The sequence below is a fragment of the Pontibacter indicus genome, assembly GCF_900156345.1.
Taxonomy (GTDB): domain Bacteria; phylum Bacteroidota; class Bacteroidia; order Cytophagales; family Hymenobacteraceae; genus Pontibacter; species Pontibacter indicus.
On the sequence record NZ_FTPP01000001.1, the window covers coordinates 1330852 to 1347469 of the forward strand.

Genomic DNA, 16618 nt, shown 5'->3' on the forward strand with positions numbered 1-16618 from the left:
GTTACCTTTTTTAAATTTATTAGATAGTAATATATGAATATTAAAACTAAAAGCAATAGTTTTATATTATTTATAAAAATGTTTATATAAAATATTATTTAATTGATAGTTACCTTTTTACTAAAACTTTCTTTTCTTTTCAAGCCAACTGTGTGAATCTTTGTTACACTATAAACCGATTTAACCCTAAAAATCATGGCAACTATCATCATCACCATCATCCTGAATGTTCTGTTAGGCACACCAACTGAAACTACAAAAGATCAGGATCAGAACGCGACTACCACCAGCACCACATCTACAACTTCCACTACTCCGAGCACGACTGAAACCATGAATGCCATGGGTGGTTCAGGTACATGGGTTAATATTGAGAAATAGGCTTTCGGGTCATTCTTGAGAATTGCTTCATTTTCCCTATATTGCCATTGTCTGATAATGGATAAAGGGCACAAAAAATAATGCGGAAAACCCAGGCATTTCTATTTTCCTTACTTCTACTACTATTAAATTTTTGCGGTCAGCCAGCAAGGCAGCCCGATGAAGTACGCCTTCGTTTGGCTATAGATCCGGGGAGTCTGAGTCCCATTGGCTATACCTCGCTGGAAGCTTTGCAGATCATCAATCTGCTTTATCATAGCCTGCTGACCGTAGATCTTGAAGATAACGAATTGAAGCCAGGCCTTGCCTCCGCTTTTCCGGAAGTGGAGCGCAAGGACTCGCTTACTTTTTTCCACTACCAACTGCGCCCCGAAGCCGAATGGCCTGACGGAAGCCCCGTTACTGCACAAGACGTGGCTTTTACGCTGAAGGTGTTAAAGTCACCTTACGTCCGGAATGAGAATATCCGCTCACAACTAGAGTTCATCCAGGACATAAAGCTTAATTCTGCTGACCCCAGCAGGTTCACGCTCGTATGCCGGGGCTACACACCTGAAATGCAGCTCCTGACCGGCGACTTTTTTATCCTGCCTTCCTATCTGCTGGATCCTCAACAGGTATACAATACCATACCTCTACAGGCCTGGTCCACGGCTGACAGTACCCAATATAACACAGATCGTACAAGGGCTGTGGCTACACGCTGCAACAGTTTAGGCTCACCCGAAAACAAAGCATTGTTGCAAGGCAGCGCTGGCTACGAGGTAGCGGAGTGGGCTCCGGGCCAACACATCGTGCTAAAACGGAAAGAAAACTGGTGGGGAAAAAACACAGGAAATGTGGTTAGCCACCTGACTGCCCACCCAGCACAAATCAACTTTCAGATTATCCCGGACAACACCACCGCGCTGCTGGCGCTCAAAAACTCCCAGCTTGATGTACTGGACAATATCCCTGTCAACGAATTCGAGCAGCTCCGGCAGGATGAAAACTTCCTGAAAAACTACGACCTCCATACCCCGCAGGGCTACGACCTGATCTACGCTGCCATCAACTCACGGGCTCCCAAGTTCCGCGACAAACGTACCCGGCAGGCCATCGCTCACTTGCTGGACGTGCCGGCTATGATCCGGGTGAGCCAGCAATCGTACGCGACGCCAACGGTGGGCCCTATACCTCCTGACCGAAAAGACCTGTATCATCCACAGTTGCAACCCCGCCCATACGACCCAACACAAGCGACCACACTGCTGAAAGCTGCCGGCTGGATACAGGAGCAGAACGGCTGGTACCGGAACATCAATGGCCAGCGGGAAGACCTGCGCATTGAACTGCTCTACAGGGCAGGCAATACGGCGTATGAGCAAATGGCCCTTATCTTTCAGCAACATGCAGGAAAGGCCGGTATACCTGTCACTTTGTTGCCGCTGGAGGGGAATGTTTACAGCCAGCGGATAGACCAGCGGGATTATGACATGCACTTCAGGGGCATCTCGGGTAATCCGTTTGTTTTCAATTTCAAGCCGCTGTTTCACACCAGTTTTTCCGGACCGGGCGGGCTCAATTCCACAGGGTTTGGCACACCTGAAAGCGACCGGCTTCTGGATCAGATAAACGAAGCTGAAAGCGAAGCTGATAAAGCCAGGTCGCTGCACAGGCTGCAGGAAATTATGCAGGAGGAAGCCGCTTTTCTACCGCTCTATTTCAGAAAAGAGCGCATAGCTATACACAACAGGTTCACGAACACAAAGGTATCAGGTGTGCGTCCTTACTACGACCTGAGTTCGTTTATGCTTAAGCCTTGACAGTGCCATGGCCAACTTTGTACTCAGGCGGCTACTCGTGGCTATACCTACGCTTTGGCTCATCGCATCAGCCATCTTTTTACTGAGCAAGCTGATGCCAGGCGCATTTGGCAGCGCCCACCTGGCACAGCAGGAAGCTGGCTACTATAGCCGCAGCGATGCCGCCTCGCACGACCACAGCTACCGCCAGTTCTTAAAAAGCACTGGTCAGGACCTGCCGCTCTTCTACTTCAGTGTCTCCTCTGCCGCCCTGCCCGACACCTTATACCGGGTATTTCCGGAGCGTGACCGGGCCTTCCTTCAAAAGATCTCCTGGCAGTACGGAAACCCCGATGCAGCTGCCAGGTTTTTCCGGAGCCTGAAAACATTGGAAGCCAGCCTGACGGAGACAGAACGCCAACCGATACAGGCGCATCTCTACACGATTTATAGCCACCGAAATGCTTCCGAGCTGGAGGAGGCAACAGCATGTATAGCAGCGTTGTTGCCTGCTGATCGGCTCAAGCACAGTCAGATACTGGAGAACAGTGCCCTGTTGTTAGCAAACTCCTCGGGCTATACCTTCCTTTCCCCATCGATGCAGTGGCATGGCTCCCAAAACCAATATCACCATTGGCTCGTGGGCCTGGCAAAGGGGAGCTTGGGCACTTCGCTGCGGGATGGCCGTCCGGTTAGCACAGTACTAGCCGAGGCAATTGGGAACACCTGGTGGTTACTGCTGATAAGTGTGTGCTTTGCCACGATGCTGGCCATGGAGCTGGCCCTGCTAATGGTGCGCCGCTCGGGTCGGATCTGGCGCAGCATGCTCCTTCCCTCCCTCTTCCTGCTCGACAGCATTCCGCTCTTTGTGCTGGCCATGCTCTTGCTGGTGCTGCTGGCGAGTCCGGCTTTTGTGCAGCTTTTCCCGGTGTACGGCATGGGCTATTACAGTGGGTATGATCAAAGTTGGGTACAGCAGCTCAGTCAATGGCTGCAGTTTATGGCCCTTCCGATGATCTGCCTGGTGCTGGCTAATCTGCCATACCTGACCAATCAGTTTTATCAGTCGGTCTCGGCCGTGGCTGGACAGGATTACATTCGCACGGCCCGCGCAAAGGGCCTCTCGGAGCAGCGCGTCATTCGGAGCCACATGCTGCGCAATGCCCTGTTGCCAGTCATTACGCATCTGTCGGATTTTCTGCCTGCCTTGGTGGCCGGAGCCGTGATCATCGAAACTATTTTTGCTATACCTGGTGTAGGCCGCCTGTTGATTGATGCGGTACTGGCACGCGACTACCCGGTGATAGTGGGCATTGTGGTGATTGTGGCTATTTTCCGCCTGCTGTCGCACCTGCTCTCTGACCTCCTCTACGCCTTGGCCGATCCACGTATTCGCACGCACGCCTCATGAAGAACCTGTGGCAAATAGCGCGCGCCTTGTGGCAGACGGCGCCCGCCTTCCGGTTGGCCTTGCTATACCTGGTATTGTTGGGAATGGTCGCGCTTGCGCTGCCCTGGCTGCCGCTGGCCTACACACCGAATGAGCTGGATCTGGACCAGATTTACCAGGCGCCTTTTGGAGGATCGGCAGTGGCAGACAAGCCCCGGCACTGGCTCGGCACCGACGGCTTGGGCCGTGATGTGCTGGCTAATATGTTGTATGGAGCTCGCACCGCTTTCGCCATCAGTTTACCCGTAATGGCTTTGGCGAGCCTGATTGGTTTAGCGCTCGGAGCTACGGCCGGACTCTATGGTAACCGGCGCCTATACCTGAGCCGCGCCCGCCTGCTGGCTTTGCTTCTCGGTCTGCTTCCTTTTATGTACTATGGTGTATACCTTCCGACAATACTCTCTAGCCAAGGCGGCGCTTCCTCCGACTTTTTAATGACAGGTATAGCTGCTATCGGTTTAACACTACTCCTGGTTGCAGGCTTGACACTGCTTTTCAAGCAATTGCCCTTTCTCAAAAAGAAAGCCCCTTTTCCGGTTGATGAACTGCTGTTAAGGTTGATCGAGGTGCAGACCAGTATTCCGAGACTTGTGTTGATACTGGTTTTAGCCGCTATTGCGCCTCCTACCCTACTGGCTTTGTCTGTTTTACTGGTGCTTACCTTCTGGACGGGAACAGCGCGGTTGGCCAGGGCGGAGATGCTGAGAATCAGGGAGCTGCCCTTTTTCGAGGCTGCGACCAGCTTGGGCTACACACAAAAACGCCTCCTGGTCCGGCACGCGCTCCCACACCTGCTAGGGCCGATCCTGGTTGCGTTTTCTTTCGGTTTAGCAGGACTACTGATGCTGGAGTCTACGCTGTCGTTCCTAAACATTGGCGTCAGCACCGATCTGGTAAGTTGGGGAAGGATGATTGCGGGTATACGTACCAACACAGCCGCCTGGTGGCTCGTTGCTATACCTGGTGTTATGTTGTCACTGACCGTACTGGCTTTACAGACGTTTAGCTACTATGTGCTGCAGTTCCTGCAACTTAAACAGCATTAGCTTTTGTTACTTTTTATCCTGATCCCTCAATAACAGATATCGCAGTAGGCCTTGCAAGCAATTCTACTACATATCAATTCCCCTCTATTTTGTATATTCATATTAATATTCATTAAAGTACAAGTTACTTTTAATGAATATATTTCCTGTGTTAGGAGCAGGCTGGGTAGTATTATTGTATCAATCTAAACCAAACCACAGCTTGCAATATGAAAACCTACGAAAACAATGCAGCTAACGCAAATAAGCATGCTGGCAGCCGCAATAACTTAAAATCATTGAAGCCTGTTACTCAAAATGATGATTCGATTGAATATTCCACTATTGATGGGGAAGTGATCGATTCGACTTTAGGGACGGATGCGGTTAAGAAAGGAACCGGTCTGTTTATAGGTGATTATTTTGTAGGAATACTTGATTCGCTCTCAGGAAAGAGTAATGTGCCTTACCTGCGGTACTAATATCGGCCGACAAGGCAACTACACCAATAGAATAGAATAGAATAGAATAGAATAGAATAAGTTTAGATAATATTAGTGTTGGTTGTTTGTGTTTAGATTAGGCATTTGCCCTGCAGTCTCCTGCAGGGCATCTGTTTTTATAGCCTCATGCCGGACTTATACCCAGCCTTTTCGCTCCGAGAAATGATTGCAGCCAAACTGTGCGCCTGTGATCATCTCAAATCTTCTTGGCTTCTTGTCTTCCGGCCCCTCGTGAATGAGTGGCAGCACATAAGCGGGCTCGAGGGCATGCTGTCCGGTTAGCTCGTCACACACGCCAAATTGATTGCTCTGAAGTTGAACTTTATTTTGGTCCTGTTCCCAGTGGTTACAGTTATTGCAGATAGCTTCCATATCAAAATAGTTTTAAGTCATACATTGATTTACTATACCCTTTTTACCTGCTTTAGCCATACTTAGGTTGCGTTTAGCTGCTTATATGCAGTAATTTAGAATAAAGCTAAACAATATCAACCTCTATACCTTTCCAGTAATAACCTAATATCTGAGGTTGATCAGAAGGAAGAGTTCAACTCATTTCCGAGAAGGTATAGGCGACAATGCGCGGTAGAATAAACACCCTGACAAAAGTCTCAAAACCGTTGGCTATACCTAAAAGCAGATGCGTCTGGTTGCAAAACAGGGTATTTAGACCGAAATTGGCGGCAAAAGGCGACATGAAGATCAAACTCATTGCGATTGGCAAGACGGACGAGCCGTTTCTGGAGGAAGGTATACAGAAGTACATGAAGCGGCTGAAGCACTATCATCCGTTCGAGTTCACAATTATACCAGATGTAAAGCAGGGCGGTAAGTTCACAGCTGATAATTTAAAGGAGGCGGAAGGCAAACTGCTGCTGCAAAAAATCCAGGATGGCGACCACGTTGTGCTGCTAGACGAAAAGGGCAAAACCTTCACCTCAACTGAGTATGCCCACTTTCTGCAAAAGAAACTCAATGCTGTGACCACTAACTTGGTCTTCATAATCGGAGGTGCCTACGGCTTCTCTCCTGCTATCTACGAGCGGGCAAATGACAAAATCTCACTTTCTAAAATGACGTTTTCACACCAAATGGTTCGCCTCTTTTTCGTGGAGCAACTATACCGGGGCTTCACAATTCTGAGAGGCGAGAAATACCATCATGATTGAGTTTTAGGGTGACGCATGTTGGGTAATCTACCAATGGCATCACTTGAATAACAAACCAGGACTGAATAGGCTGGAATCTCTTTTGCAGTGCGCTTCTCTCCTCCTGCTCACAAGTGGCCAAATCTAGTAAAATGACAGGAAATGAAGTCACAACTCTTATTTAGGTTTGGGACAGTTAAAACTTTCCGCTAGTTTTATCTCCAGACACTTCCAACCTAAATATACTCTGATGATGAAACCCTTACGCTACGTAGCCGGACTGTTTGCTTTCTGGCTCCTACAGGCCTGTTCCTCTTCCCAGCCCGCTGTCTCGCAGCAGGAAGCAGCCAAACCCGTAGAAACCGCCAAGCCGGCTGCCAAAGCGGACACCGAGTTCCGGGCCGCCTGGGTGGCCACCGTGGCCAACATCAACTGGCCCAGCAAGCCGGGCCTGAGCACACAGGAGCAGCAGCGCGAAGCCATAGAACTGCTTGACTTCCTGCAGGCACACAAATTCAACGCCGTTATTTTCCAGGTACGTCCGCAAACCGATGCCCTCTACAACAGTAAGCTAGAACCCTGGTCTTATTACCTGACCGGCCAGCAGGGCAAAGCCCCCGAGCCATACTATGATCCGCTGGAGTTCTGGATCGAGGCCGCCCATGACCGTGGGCTGGAGCTACATGTGTGGCTAAACCCCTACCGGGCTCACCACGTGGCAGGTGGCGAGATAAGCGAGCAGTCCATCGTGAAAACCAAGCCCGAGCTGGTGGTAAAGCTGGAGCAGGGTTACTGGTGGATGGATCCAGCCAAACAAGGCACACAGGACCACTCCGCTGCTGTGGTAATGGACCTGGTGAAGCGCTATGACCTCGATGGCGTGCATTTTGACGACTACTTCTACCCGTACTCTTCTTACAACAACGAGAAAGATTTCCCGGACGACGATAGCTGGGCTGCTTACCTGAAAACGGGTGGCACCCTATCCCGCGGCGACTGGCGCCGACAGAGCGTGAATCAGTTCATTGAGCGACTCTACAAAGAGATCAAAGCCGAGAAACCATACGTGAAATTCGGGTTAAGTCCCTTTGGTGTGTGGCGACCTGGTTATCCTGCCTCTATTGAAGGCATGGACCAGTACGACGTGCTGTATGCCGATGCCCGCCTATGGCTGAACAAGGGGTGGGTGGATTATTTCACGCCGCAGCTTTACTGGCCCATCAACCGGATTCCGCAGAGTTTCCCGGTGCTGCTGGGCTGGTGGGCCGGTGAGAATACCCAGAAACGTCACCTATGGCCTGGCATCAACGTGGGCCGCGACAGTTCTGCCCTCAACGTGAGAGAAACCATGAGCCAGATCATGATCTCGCGCGGAATGCTGCCCGAAAGCCAGGGCGTGGTGCACTGGAGCATTTCTTCGCTCACCAAAAACCCCAACATGGCCAGGTCGCTGCTCAGCGGGCCATACAAGAAAGAGGCGCTGGTACCGGCCAGCCCATGGCTGGACAGCACCGCCCCAGCCGCTCCGTCCGTGACAACCACAACCCAGGGCGAAAACCTGAAAATCAGCTGGACGCACCCGGACGAGAAAGACGTTTTCCGCTGGATCGTGTATTACAAGTATGCCGGTCGCTGGGAATATAAAATTCTGAACCGCAACGACCGCTCCCTGGACCTGCAGCTCACCACCGGAGGCGCTACCCCGGTGCTTGTTCCCCTCAGCCAGATTGCAGTGACCGCCGTAGATCGGGTAGGGAATGAGAGCGCTTTCCAGGAGATCGCTTTGACTCAACAATAAGTCAGCGCTCTATCATAACAGCAGGGCCAGCCGCGATTTACGGCTGGCCCTGTGTGTTTTGAGCCAATGGATGGAAGGGTGCCAAATCGAAGCAGTTCTTCTTTTATTTTTGCACCTGCGAACGGATGCGTCGAGCTTTACGCGCCCACTCTTCTGGCAGCAGGCTGCCTGCTGATGTAACGATCCACAAATGGCGTGAAGATGGCCAATTGGCTGAAGAACAGCAACAGGTATAGGTACCAGGCGTGGGTCCATACCTCTACAAACGAAACACTACCATTGGTATAACTGAGCATGATCAGCATCTGGGCGCCGTAAGGCAGCAGCCCCTGCACAATACAGGAGTAAATATCCAGCACCGCCGCCGACTTCCGCTTGTCGACTCCGTAGGTACGGCTGATGTCACGGGCTAGCGGGCCCGTCACTACAATTGAAACTGTGTTGTTGGCAATGGCTACATTGGTACCCGCTACCAGCGCGCTTATACCCAGTTGCGCTGACCGTTTTCCGTTGATGGAGCCGCTCACCTTCTCCAGTAAATATTGAATTCCGCCCGCCTGACGCACCATCTCGGCCAGACCACCCGTCAGCATCGAGAGCAGAAAAATCTCTGTCATCGAGGTAAAGCCTTCGTACACTTGCTGGCTGAACCCTAGTAATTCCAGGCTTCCCTGCCACAATCCCACTACGCCGGAGGCAATAGTACCGATGGTCAACACCACAAACACATCCACGCCTATCACGGCCAGCACAATCACCAGCAGGTATGGCACCAGTTGCCAGAAGGAAAAATTAGCTGGGAGGGCGGCAGCCGAGGAGCTGCCCCCCGGTTCATGCCCTGCCACAAGCAGCAGCAGAATGGTGAGCAGCGCAGCAGGTCCCGCAATGAGCAGGTTTACCCGAAACTTGTCTTTCATACTACATTCCTGGGTCTGCGTGGCCGCAATGGTGGTATCTGAGATGAACGAGAGGTTGTCGCCAAACATAGCGCCACCCAGCAGGGAGCCCAGCATCAGGGGCATGGAAGTATCGCTCTGCTCGGCCAGCCCCACAGCTATCGGTCCCAGCGCCACAATACACCCCACCGAGGTACCCATGGCGGTTGAAAGGAATACGGCCAAAAGGAACACCCCCAACGCCAGGTACTGCACCGGCACCAGGCTGAGCCCCAGGTTTACGGTAGCTTCTACCCCTCCTACGGCCTTGGAGACGGCAGCGAAAGCACCTGCCAACAGGTATATGAGGCACATGGTGATAATCTTGGAATCGCCACAGCCACGGATCAAGGCCTCCACTTTGGCCTGAATGGATCCCTTCATGATAAAGAAAGCGGAAACAATGCCAACGCATGCCGCCACAGGAGGAGGAAGGACATAGAAATCGTTGAGCACGATGCCTGCCCCTAAAAAGGTGAGAACGAATATCAAAAATGGGATCAGGGCAATGCCTCCACTCCTATCAATCTGGTTCATGTATTTGTTTAAATCAATGTAAGAGGCTGGAGGTGAGCGTGCCACCTTCGGCCATTGGTAACAAAAGGATTAATACCCAGGGTTCTGAACTAACTGCCCCAAATCAGGCTCTGCCAGAATCTCATTATTGGGTAATGGATAAAGGAATTTATGCTGGCCTGAAATGCCCAGTACATGCTGCGCGTGACACTTACAGGTCAGGTCAAAACCACTGCGGTCTTCAAAAGCGGTCACTATCTTGTGCTCCCGTTCCACAGTCAGCATGGTGTTAGAGCGCCTTTTGCGATGGCTGCTATACCTGCACTTCAGAAATGTCACAAGCCGCAAAATCTATTTGAAAACCTAGCTTGCATTTTATTTTTAATTGCTGGACAAAACATTCAGAATCTGCAATTTTATCGATTGCAGCCACAGGATAAATCAAATAGAATTATATCGGATTAGTACAAAGCATAGTGCTAACAACAGCAGCTACGCATGCGCATTCGCATATAGGCAGGTATAAGGATGTTGGCGGGCAACTTCTGTTGTTCCCGTTGCGGATAATCTGTCTTAATGCAGCGCAGCACTGGTTGGGGCATAGAATTTCCCATAATATGGATTGTAAGAAAAATAATGGATGAAAGAGGCCCAGGCACACAATTGGCCGCTACACCGTGAAGGTGCAGACAAGCCAAAACCTGAATAAAAAGAGATTAGCAACAACAGCAACAACAGCACATCCGCACAGTGGGCGCTGTAACAGGAAGTAAGGCTGTCAATGAATAAGTTGAGAGTGTGTGCTGTGTGTTCATGCGTTTCAATTTATATGTCCCAAAACTGGGCAGGAGTTAGCACCTTTTCTGTTTGCACCGATGGTTGCTAGAGGATCATGGAGCCTGCTCTCTCACCTCTTCTTTATAAATCTTCGATAAAGATGCCGCAAAGGTAGCTGCAGGCAAATGAGTATTGCAAATTTTAGCAGGAATAATTTTTTAAAAATCCAAAATGGATCATACGAGATTATCCAGAACTCAACTTATCTAAATACAATACACTACACTTTCTTTAACGTAGTGTACACCTCCTAAATGTCAGTCGTTCACCCTTATACCATAGACAAATGTATCTACAAACCCAATACTGTAATCCGCTCTGCAATTCTCTTCCACCAATGCCCGAACGACAGCGTTAACCCAACCCGCAGCAGCTGCACATCCTCATCCACCTTGCAATCCTGAATTTTGACGTAGTGTTAGGAGGTCTTCAGATTAGGGTGCCATAGTTTCTAGCGTCTCAATAAGATCTGCTCTCAAGTACTCCCAATCGGGGAACGTGAACCTTAAGAGCAAAAAGCCCTTAAATCGCTGATTTAAGGGCTTTTATACTAACTGATAATTACTCTGCAGAGAGCAAGGGATTCGAACCCTTGATACCCTTTTGGGGTATACACACTTTCCAGGCGTGCTCCTTCGACCACTCGGACAGCTCTCTATTATGGGTGCAAATATACGCCAATAACTTACACTATCGCAAATTTTTACACCGCTATACCTGATAAATAATCACATTAGGCTATATGCTGATCTCGCCGCGCAGGTTACTGGCAAGCAGCTCACGGGTTTGCGTAGACGGCAGGTCGAGTCCGAGCACAAACATCAGCTTCGTGATGGCCGCCTCGGTCGTGATGTCGTCGCCCCCGATCACGCCCATGTTGAGCAGGAACTTGCTTGTTTCGTACTTCCCCTGATCCACCCTGCCCTCGTCGCACTGCGATACATTCAGAATATAGATCCCCCTCGAAATAGCATCTTCTAGCATCTCGAGCAGCCAACCGGCCGTGGGGGCATTGCCTGCGCCAAATGTTTCGAGCACGAGTCCGCGCAGCCCTGGCGCCTCCAGCACACCGCGCATCACCTGTGGCGTTATACCCGGAAAAAGCTTCAGAATGGCTACATTATCGTCCAGGTGCTGGTGCACGTGCAAGGGTCTTTCAGGATGGGGCAGCATGGCATTTTCATAGAAATCGATGCTGATGCCGGCTTTGGCCAGTAGCGGGTAGTTCTCTGATTTAAAGGCGTTGAAATGGCGGCTCTCTACTTTCTTGGCCCGGTTTCCTCTGATGAGCAGGTTATGGAAGTAGATACACACTTCCGGCACCACACTCTTGCCATTGATTTTAGTAGCCGCAATCTGTAGGGCTGAGATCAGGTTGGCGCGGGCGTCGGTGCGGGTGCGACCAATAGGCACCTGAGCGCCTGTAAAGATCACGGGCTTGGCCAGGTTCTCGAGCAGGTAGCTGAGGGCAGAGGCGCTGTAGGCCATGGTATCGGTGCCGTGCAGCACCACAAAGCCATCGTAGTCGGCGTAGTTGTCACGAATCAGGTTGGCCAGCATCAGCCAGTCTCCAAGCGACACGTTCGATGAATCGATGGCCGGCTCGATGCTCAGCACCGTTAGCAGGTACTTGAAGTTGCTCAGTTCGGGCACTTTCTCCAGTATCTGGCTGAAGTTAAAGGGAACCAGGCTATGCTTTTCATCATACACCATGCCTACTGTGCCGCCGGTGTAGATGATCAGAATGGAGGCGTCGGAGTGTGCGGGCGCGGCGGTGTCGATGCTGGTTTTGACTACGTTCATGGCTTAGTGCTTGAAAAGGTTGAGGGCATTTCGGGTTGTGGTAACGGCTACTTCTTCCACTGGCTTCTGCATTAGCTCGGCCACCCTGCGGGCTACGAGGGGCAGGTATACGGGCTCGTTGCGTTTGCCCCGGTGCGGTACGGGCGCCAGGTATGGACAGTCTGTTTCCAGCACCAGATCATCCAGACTTACATGTGGCAGTACCTTGTCCAGTCCGCCGTTCTTAAACGTGGCCACACCGCCAATGCCCATCAGAAATCCGAGTTCCTTCACCTTCGCCGCCTGTTCTACAGTGCCCGAAAAGCAGTGGAATACGCCCTTCAGACTGCCGTCCTGCGCAGCCGCGATGATCTCGTAGGTTTCGTCGAAAGAGTCGCGGGTATGGAGCACGATGGCCAGCTGATGCTTTTTGGCCAATTGTACCTGCACTTTCAGGGCTTCCTGCTGCTGCGGCAGAAAAGTCTTGTCCCAGTACAGGTCGATACCGCACTCACCCACTGCCGCAAACTTTCGCTTGCCCAGCCACTCTTCCACCAGGTATAGTTCCTTTTCAAAGTCATTGTTTACCGACGTTGGGTGTAGTCCCATCATGGCAATGCATTGATTTGGGTGCTTCGCCTCCGTCTCCAGCATCACATCGATGGAGGTGTGGTCGATGTTGGGCATATAGATTTTCTCCACCCCCTCCTCGAGCGCCCGTGCCAGTGCCTGGTCGCGGTCCTGCTTAAACTGCTCTGAATAGATATGGGCGTGCGAATCAATTAAAGTCATGTGTGTTTTTTTGGATCAAATTACTTCGGTGCAAAGGTCCGAACTTCAGGCTAAGGCTGCAAATGTTCTTGCGTGTCATCTAGTTCGTAACACTAGTTCGTATCACGACACACGTATCACGTAGCAAGATTTTGTTGGGATTTGTGCATGATTAACCCACCCTGTCCCTCCCAAGAGGGGATTCTGGTACATGATTCGTACAGGAGGTATAGCGGTACGTGATACATTAAAGAATAGAGTGGCGTGATGGCCGGTGCACGATTCGGACGGGTCGCGACCTGTCGCTGCAATGGAACTGCCATACTGCGTAGTACCACGACGTTACAATGTAACGCCACTACAGATGAACTTTGTACCTTTCTAACTTCTCAACTTCTAAACTCTCAATACCTTCTCCCCTTCCACTTCACCTTCGTGGGTAGGAAGAAGTAAAGGATCAGGATGATGCTGGTCACGACCATGAAAAGCTCAAAAACAACATATTGCCACCAAGGGATGCGCCGCCCGAGGCGCTTAAGGCAGATGTGAAGGTAGGTGCTTTGCAACAAAAGCTTGGCCAGAAATATGCTACTTGCTATACCTACGGACGCTTGCCAGAAGTAAGGGAGCAACACCGGATAGTAGGCTGAATGCATGGCTAGTATGGCAAACATGTAAACGGGCAGGTGCCTTGTCCCACGCATCCAGCGCTTACGCTGCTCCAGTAATTGCCAGAAAGTAGTCGCTGGAGCCGAAAGGGCAAGCACACTGCGGTCGTATATGTTCCGGTAATCAAAGCCCTTTTTCAGTACCTGGTTGAAGATGGCCACATCCTCCGTAATGGAAAATTTGATGTTCTCATACCCGCCTACCGATTCGTAGGCCTTCCGGGTGAGCAGCATATTATTCCCCATGGTGGTGACGGGCAGGCCCACATCACTGACAGCCTGCATCAGTCCCAGCGAATACAGCCAGTCCATGCTCTGAAGCCGGAAGAACAGGCGATCGCCCGCGACAGTGGTCAGGCCGGTGACGACTCCAACCTTTGCATCCAAACCTGCCAGCATCGCATGTACCCAACCTGGAGGCACCTGGATGTCAGCATCGGTATAAAGGAAAAAATCTGTCGTGGCGTGGTGAGCGAGCTGTGCGAGCACGTTGGCTTTGCCTTTGGCCCGCCCTATTGTTCCGGTGACGGTGATACAGGTATAGCCGGGTTTGTCTTGTATGAACTTCTCCACCACCGCCCGCGTGTTGTCTGTTGAATCATCATCTCCTATGAGTACCTCCAGTTTGTCTTGGGGGTAGTCGAGACGCTCGATGGCTTGAAGGCAACTTAAAATGTTGTGCTCTTCGTTTCGGGCGGCAATCAAAATGCTGACGCGTGGCGTGTCGGCGGCCCGTACCGAGTACCGTTTTCGGTTAAAGAGCAGCAGAGCCAGCAGTACCAGAAATAGCAGAAAGTAAACTATGAAATAGACGACGGATACCATCATAGGGTCTGGAAGGTATAGCCCTGTGTGGTGAAGTGGTCTAAGAATCGGGGCAGGGCGTATTGCATGTTTCGCTGCGCCTTCAGGCTGTCGTGGAATACGATGATGCTACCGCTTTGGGTACAGCGGATGGATTCGCGCAGGCACTTCTCGGGACTCAGCGAGCGGTCATAGTCGTTGGTGAGCACGTCCCACATCACCAGTTCGTAGTTGGGTCGCAGGGCGGCTGCCTGTTTCGTGGTGATACGACCGTAGGGAGGTCGGAAAAGCTTCGGCTGTGCTGGATGAGGGTCGAGGCGTTCAAGCTCCTGCTGGCATTGCTGCACGTTTTCAAGGTAGCGCTCCAGTAAGGTTTCCCAGCCGCGCAGGTGGTTGTGGGTATGATTCGCCAGCCGGTGCCCTTCCCTTAAAATCTGCTGGGCTATACCTGCGTACTTCACCAGGTTATCGCCTACGGCAAAGAAAGTCGCTTTGGCCTTGTACTGTTCCAGTTGCTCCAGCACCCAGGGCGTCACCTCCGGTATAGGCCCATCGTCAAAAGTCAGGTATAACACCTTGCCCTGCGCCTGCCGCAACCAGGTATAGCCAGGCAAAAGTCTGCGAAGCAAGGCGGGAGTCTTGTAAAGGCGGAGCATTTTTAGATTTGAAAATTGAGAAGATTTGAAAATTTGGAAATTAAGAAACTTGCAAAGTTACTAATGAAAAGCCTTCATCATCAATTTGTCAGTTTTCAATTTCTCTCCATTCCCACATTTTCAAATCTACACATTTTCAAGTTTCCAAATCTGAAAACTACTTAAACCTGCACGAGAGCAGGGTGATGTCGTCGTTGAAGGATGAGTCCTCGTTGTAGAGGTTGATGGCGTTGAGCAGCTGCAGGTGCAGCATTTTGGAGCTCAGGAAGCGGTTCTTCTGCATGAAGCCAATCGTGCCAGCAATACCGAACTCCGACTCGTCCTCGTCAAACACCTCGGTCAGGCCGTCGGTATAGCAGAGCAGCACCGCATCGTGCGGCACGTGGATCTTGCCCACGTTCATAAAAGGCAGCACATCGAACACGCCCAGCATGGTGCAACCGTCGTTGAGCAGGTCGTAGGTGTTGTTCTTGTAGAGCAGGATTGGGGCATCATGACCGGCATTCACATAGCTCAACTCGCGCGTGCTGCGATTAAATATGGCTACAAAAGTCGTGATGAACTTCTCGGCGATCGCATTGCGGTAGATCAGGTGATTGAGCTCAGACACCACAGTGTTCAGATCGGCCGTCTGGCGCAGAATGGTGCGCAATCCGGCCTGAAAATTCGACATCAGCAACGAAGCAGGTACCCCCTTGCCCGACACGTCGGCCACGCAGAACAGGAACTGGTCTTTGTCGATCTCGACAAAATCGTAGTAGTCGCCGCCAATGGACGAGTGTGGAATGTAGCTGGCATGGATGGCCACGTCTTTGTCGTTCGGCAGGCTTTTCGGGAACAGCATGGACTGCACCTCGCGGGCAATCTCGATCTCCTTGCGGATAGCCTCTTGTGCCAAGCGCTGACGGGCCATGCGGTGGTTTTCAATCGCCACGAGCATGATGTTACTCACCGTCTGCACAAAGTTGAGCGCCTCAATATTAGTATAGTAGGGCTGAATTTTTCCTATCATCACAAAAGCGAGCACTTTGCCATTGTGCAGAATCGGGATCACGATCTCGAAATTGCGCCACTTCTTGTCCACGCTCAGCTTCGAGATGCGGGTGATTTCCTTCAGTTCGAGAATGGCTTCGGGGAGGTGCTGCTTGGCGGGTTCGAGGTCGGAGCCGAAGCTTACTTTGCAGTCCCACTTCTCGTCGTGCACAAACAGGGCCAGGCGGTTGATCTGCAACTGGGCCAGCAGCGTGAAGCGGTATATTTTGTAGAGCGCCTCTTCGGGCAGGTTGTCGTTAATCGCCTGCGTGATTTCCAACAAGGCCGATAATTCCAGCTTTTTGAGGTTTAACTCTTGCTGTATGTTCGGAGCAACTATATCAGGCATTCGGTTTCATAGTTTAGGTTGGCGAAAAATCCGCACTTGGGGACTCTTCTCTCCAGTTATACCTGTCACGCAGGTATAGACCGTGTAAATTTACAAAAAATCAGTCGCATTCTTTGCCAACCCTCCAATTCCTTTGAAATAATACGTATTCCTCGCATGCGTTTACTTGCAACTACGTA

Annotated in this window: 15 protein-coding genes, 1 tRNA gene and 1 riboswitch; of the genes, 7 read left to right on the top strand and 9 right to left on the bottom strand. The window is 51.1% G+C overall.

What is annotated here, in order from left to right; translation table 11 throughout:
• Positions 1 to 195 precede the first annotated feature (195 nt).
• From B0B12_RS05690 to B0B12_RS05710, 5 genes are all read left to right on the top strand, one after another.
• Positions 196 to 381 carry a hypothetical protein gene (locus B0B12_RS05690; RefSeq protein WP_076666484.1) on the top strand — a complete coding sequence of 62 codons (186 nt, stop codon included), beginning with the start codon at positions 196 to 198 and terminating at the stop codon, positions 379 to 381.
• A gap of 176 nt (positions 382 to 557) precedes the next feature.
• Entirely contained in the window at positions 558 to 2186 is a 1629-nt protein-coding gene (locus B0B12_RS05695) for an ABC transporter substrate-binding protein (protein ID WP_076666485.1), read from the top strand.
• A gap of 7 nt (positions 2187 to 2193) precedes the next feature.
• Positions 2194 to 3576, top strand: a complete 1383-nt coding sequence (locus B0B12_RS05700; protein ID WP_076666486.1) for an ABC transporter permease — start codon at positions 2194 to 2196, stop codon at positions 3574 to 3576.
• The gene (locus B0B12_RS05705) at positions 3573 to 4661 is read left to right on the top strand and encodes an ABC transporter permease (protein ID WP_076666487.1); all 1089 of its coding nucleotides are present in this window, start codon (positions 3573 to 3575) and stop codon (positions 4659 to 4661) included. Before B0B12_RS05700 ends, B0B12_RS05705 begins: the two co-directional genes overlap by 4 nt.
• A gap of 209 nt (positions 4662 to 4870) precedes the next feature.
• A complete protein-coding gene (locus B0B12_RS05710) occupies positions 4871 to 5122 on the top strand; it encodes a hypothetical protein (protein WP_076666488.1) in 252 nt (83 codons plus the stop codon).
• Between the two features lie 156 nt (positions 5123 to 5278).
• Here B0B12_RS05710 and B0B12_RS05715 read toward each other — a convergent pair whose 3' ends face one another.
• Together B0B12_RS05715 and B0B12_RS20225 are read right to left on the bottom strand one after the other, a co-directional pair.
• Positions 5279 to 5515 carry a hypothetical protein gene (locus B0B12_RS05715; RefSeq protein WP_076666489.1) on the bottom strand — a complete coding sequence of 79 codons (237 nt, stop codon included), beginning with the start codon at positions 5513 to 5515 and terminating at the stop codon, positions 5279 to 5281.
• 175 nt (positions 5516 to 5690) lie between these two features.
• Entirely contained in the window at positions 5691 to 5855 is a 165-nt protein-coding gene (locus tag B0B12_RS20225) for a hypothetical protein (protein WP_170871822.1), read from the bottom strand.
• Between B0B12_RS20225 and rlmH the strand changes: the two genes are divergently transcribed.
• Together rlmH and B0B12_RS05725 are read left to right on the top strand one after the other, a co-directional pair.
• The gene (gene rlmH, locus B0B12_RS05720; RefSeq protein ID WP_076667709.1) at positions 5839 to 6312 is read left to right on the top strand and encodes a 23S rRNA (pseudouridine(1915)-N(3))-methyltransferase RlmH; all 474 of its coding nucleotides are present in this window, start codon (positions 5839 to 5841) and stop codon (positions 6310 to 6312) included. The two genes, B0B12_RS20225 and rlmH, sit on opposite strands and share 17 nt — an antisense overlap.
• A 229-nt stretch (positions 6313 to 6541) precedes the next feature.
• A complete protein-coding gene (locus tag B0B12_RS05725) occupies positions 6542 to 8089 on the top strand; it encodes a glycoside hydrolase family 10-like protein (RefSeq protein ID WP_076666490.1) in 1548 nt (515 codons plus the stop codon).
• A gap of 137 nt (positions 8090 to 8226) precedes the next feature.
• On the opposite strand, the gene B0B12_RS05730 is transcribed toward B0B12_RS05725, so the two are convergent.
• From B0B12_RS05730 to B0B12_RS05760, 7 genes are all read right to left on the bottom strand, one after another.
• On the bottom strand, positions 8227 to 9561 hold the full coding sequence (locus B0B12_RS05730; protein WP_076666491.1) for a Na+/H+ antiporter NhaC family protein: 1335 nt from the start codon (positions 9559 to 9561) through the stop codon (positions 8227 to 8229).
• 801 nt (positions 9562 to 10362) lie between these two features.
• Positions 10363 to 10467, bottom strand: a riboswitch (SAM riboswitch).
• Between the two features lie 479 nt (positions 10468 to 10946).
• Positions 10947 to 11034 (bottom strand) — tRNA-Ser (locus B0B12_RS20230).
• Positions 11035 to 11115: 81 nt separating this feature from the next.
• Positions 11116 to 12180, bottom strand: coding sequence for an asparaginase (locus B0B12_RS05740; protein ID WP_076666493.1), 1065 nt, complete (start codon positions 12178 to 12180; stop codon positions 11116 to 11118).
• A 3-nt stretch (positions 12181 to 12183) separates the two neighbouring features.
• Positions 12184 to 12951, bottom strand: coding sequence for a TatD family hydrolase (locus B0B12_RS05745; RefSeq protein ID WP_076666494.1), 768 nt, complete (start codon positions 12949 to 12951; stop codon positions 12184 to 12186).
• Between the two features lie 383 nt (positions 12952 to 13334).
• Entirely contained in the window at positions 13335 to 14426 is a 1092-nt protein-coding gene (locus tag B0B12_RS05750; RefSeq protein ID WP_076666495.1) for a glycosyltransferase, read from the bottom strand.
• A complete protein-coding gene (locus B0B12_RS05755; RefSeq protein WP_076666496.1) occupies positions 14423 to 15058 on the bottom strand; it encodes a polysaccharide deacetylase family protein in 636 nt (211 codons plus the stop codon). Before B0B12_RS05755 ends, B0B12_RS05750 begins: the two co-directional genes overlap by 4 nt.
• A gap of 157 nt (positions 15059 to 15215) precedes the next feature.
• Entirely contained in the window at positions 15216 to 16439 is a 1224-nt protein-coding gene (locus tag B0B12_RS05760) for a GAF domain-containing SpoIIE family protein phosphatase (protein ID WP_076666497.1), read from the bottom strand.
• Positions 16440 to 16618 lie beyond the last annotated feature (179 nt).

Excerpts from the sequence above, each read along its gene's own strand:
- B0B12_RS05690 (WP_076666484.1), top strand. The coding sequence starts at position 196 with ATGGCAACTATCATCATCACCATCATCCTGAATGTTCTGTTAGGCACA.
- B0B12_RS05700 (WP_076666486.1), top strand. The coding sequence starts at position 2,194 with ATGGCCAACTTTGTACTCAGGCGGCTACTCGTGGCTATACCTACGCTT.
- B0B12_RS05705 (WP_076666487.1), top strand. The coding sequence starts at position 3,573 with ATGAAGAACCTGTGGCAAATAGCGCGCGCCTTGTGGCAGACGGCGCCC.
- B0B12_RS05710 (WP_076666488.1), top strand. The coding sequence starts at position 4,871 with ATGAAAACCTACGAAAACAATGCAGCTAACGCAAATAAGCATGCTGGC.
- B0B12_RS05715 (WP_076666489.1), bottom strand. The coding sequence starts at position 5,515 with ATGGAAGCTATCTGCAATAACTGTAACCACTGGGAACAGGACCAAAAT.
- rlmH (WP_076667709.1), top strand. The coding sequence starts at position 5,839 with ATGAAGATCAAACTCATTGCGATTGGCAAGACGGACGAGCCGTTTCTG.
- B0B12_RS20225 (WP_170871822.1), bottom strand. The coding sequence starts at position 5,855 with ATGAGTTTGATCTTCATGTCGCCTTTTGCCGCCAATTTCGGTCTAAAT.
- B0B12_RS05725 (WP_076666490.1), top strand. The coding sequence starts at position 6,542 with ATGATGAAACCCTTACGCTACGTAGCCGGACTGTTTGCTTTCTGGCTC.
- B0B12_RS05730 (WP_076666491.1), bottom strand. The coding sequence starts at position 9,561 with ATGAACCAGATTGATAGGAGTGGAGGCATTGCCCTGATCCCATTTTTG.
- B0B12_RS05740 (WP_076666493.1), bottom strand. The coding sequence starts at position 12,180 with ATGAACGTAGTCAAAACCAGCATCGACACCGCCGCGCCCGCACACTCC.
- B0B12_RS05745 (WP_076666494.1), bottom strand. The coding sequence starts at position 12,951 with ATGACTTTAATTGATTCGCACGCCCATATCTATTCAGAGCAGTTTAAG.
- B0B12_RS05750 (WP_076666495.1), bottom strand. The coding sequence starts at position 14,426 with ATGATGGTATCCGTCGTCTATTTCATAGTTTACTTTCTGCTATTTCTG.
- B0B12_RS05755 (WP_076666496.1), bottom strand. The coding sequence starts at position 15,058 with ATGCTCCGCCTTTACAAGACTCCCGCCTTGCTTCGCAGACTTTTGCCT.
- B0B12_RS05760 (WP_076666497.1), bottom strand. The coding sequence starts at position 16,439 with ATGCCTGATATAGTTGCTCCGAACATACAGCAAGAGTTAAACCTCAAA.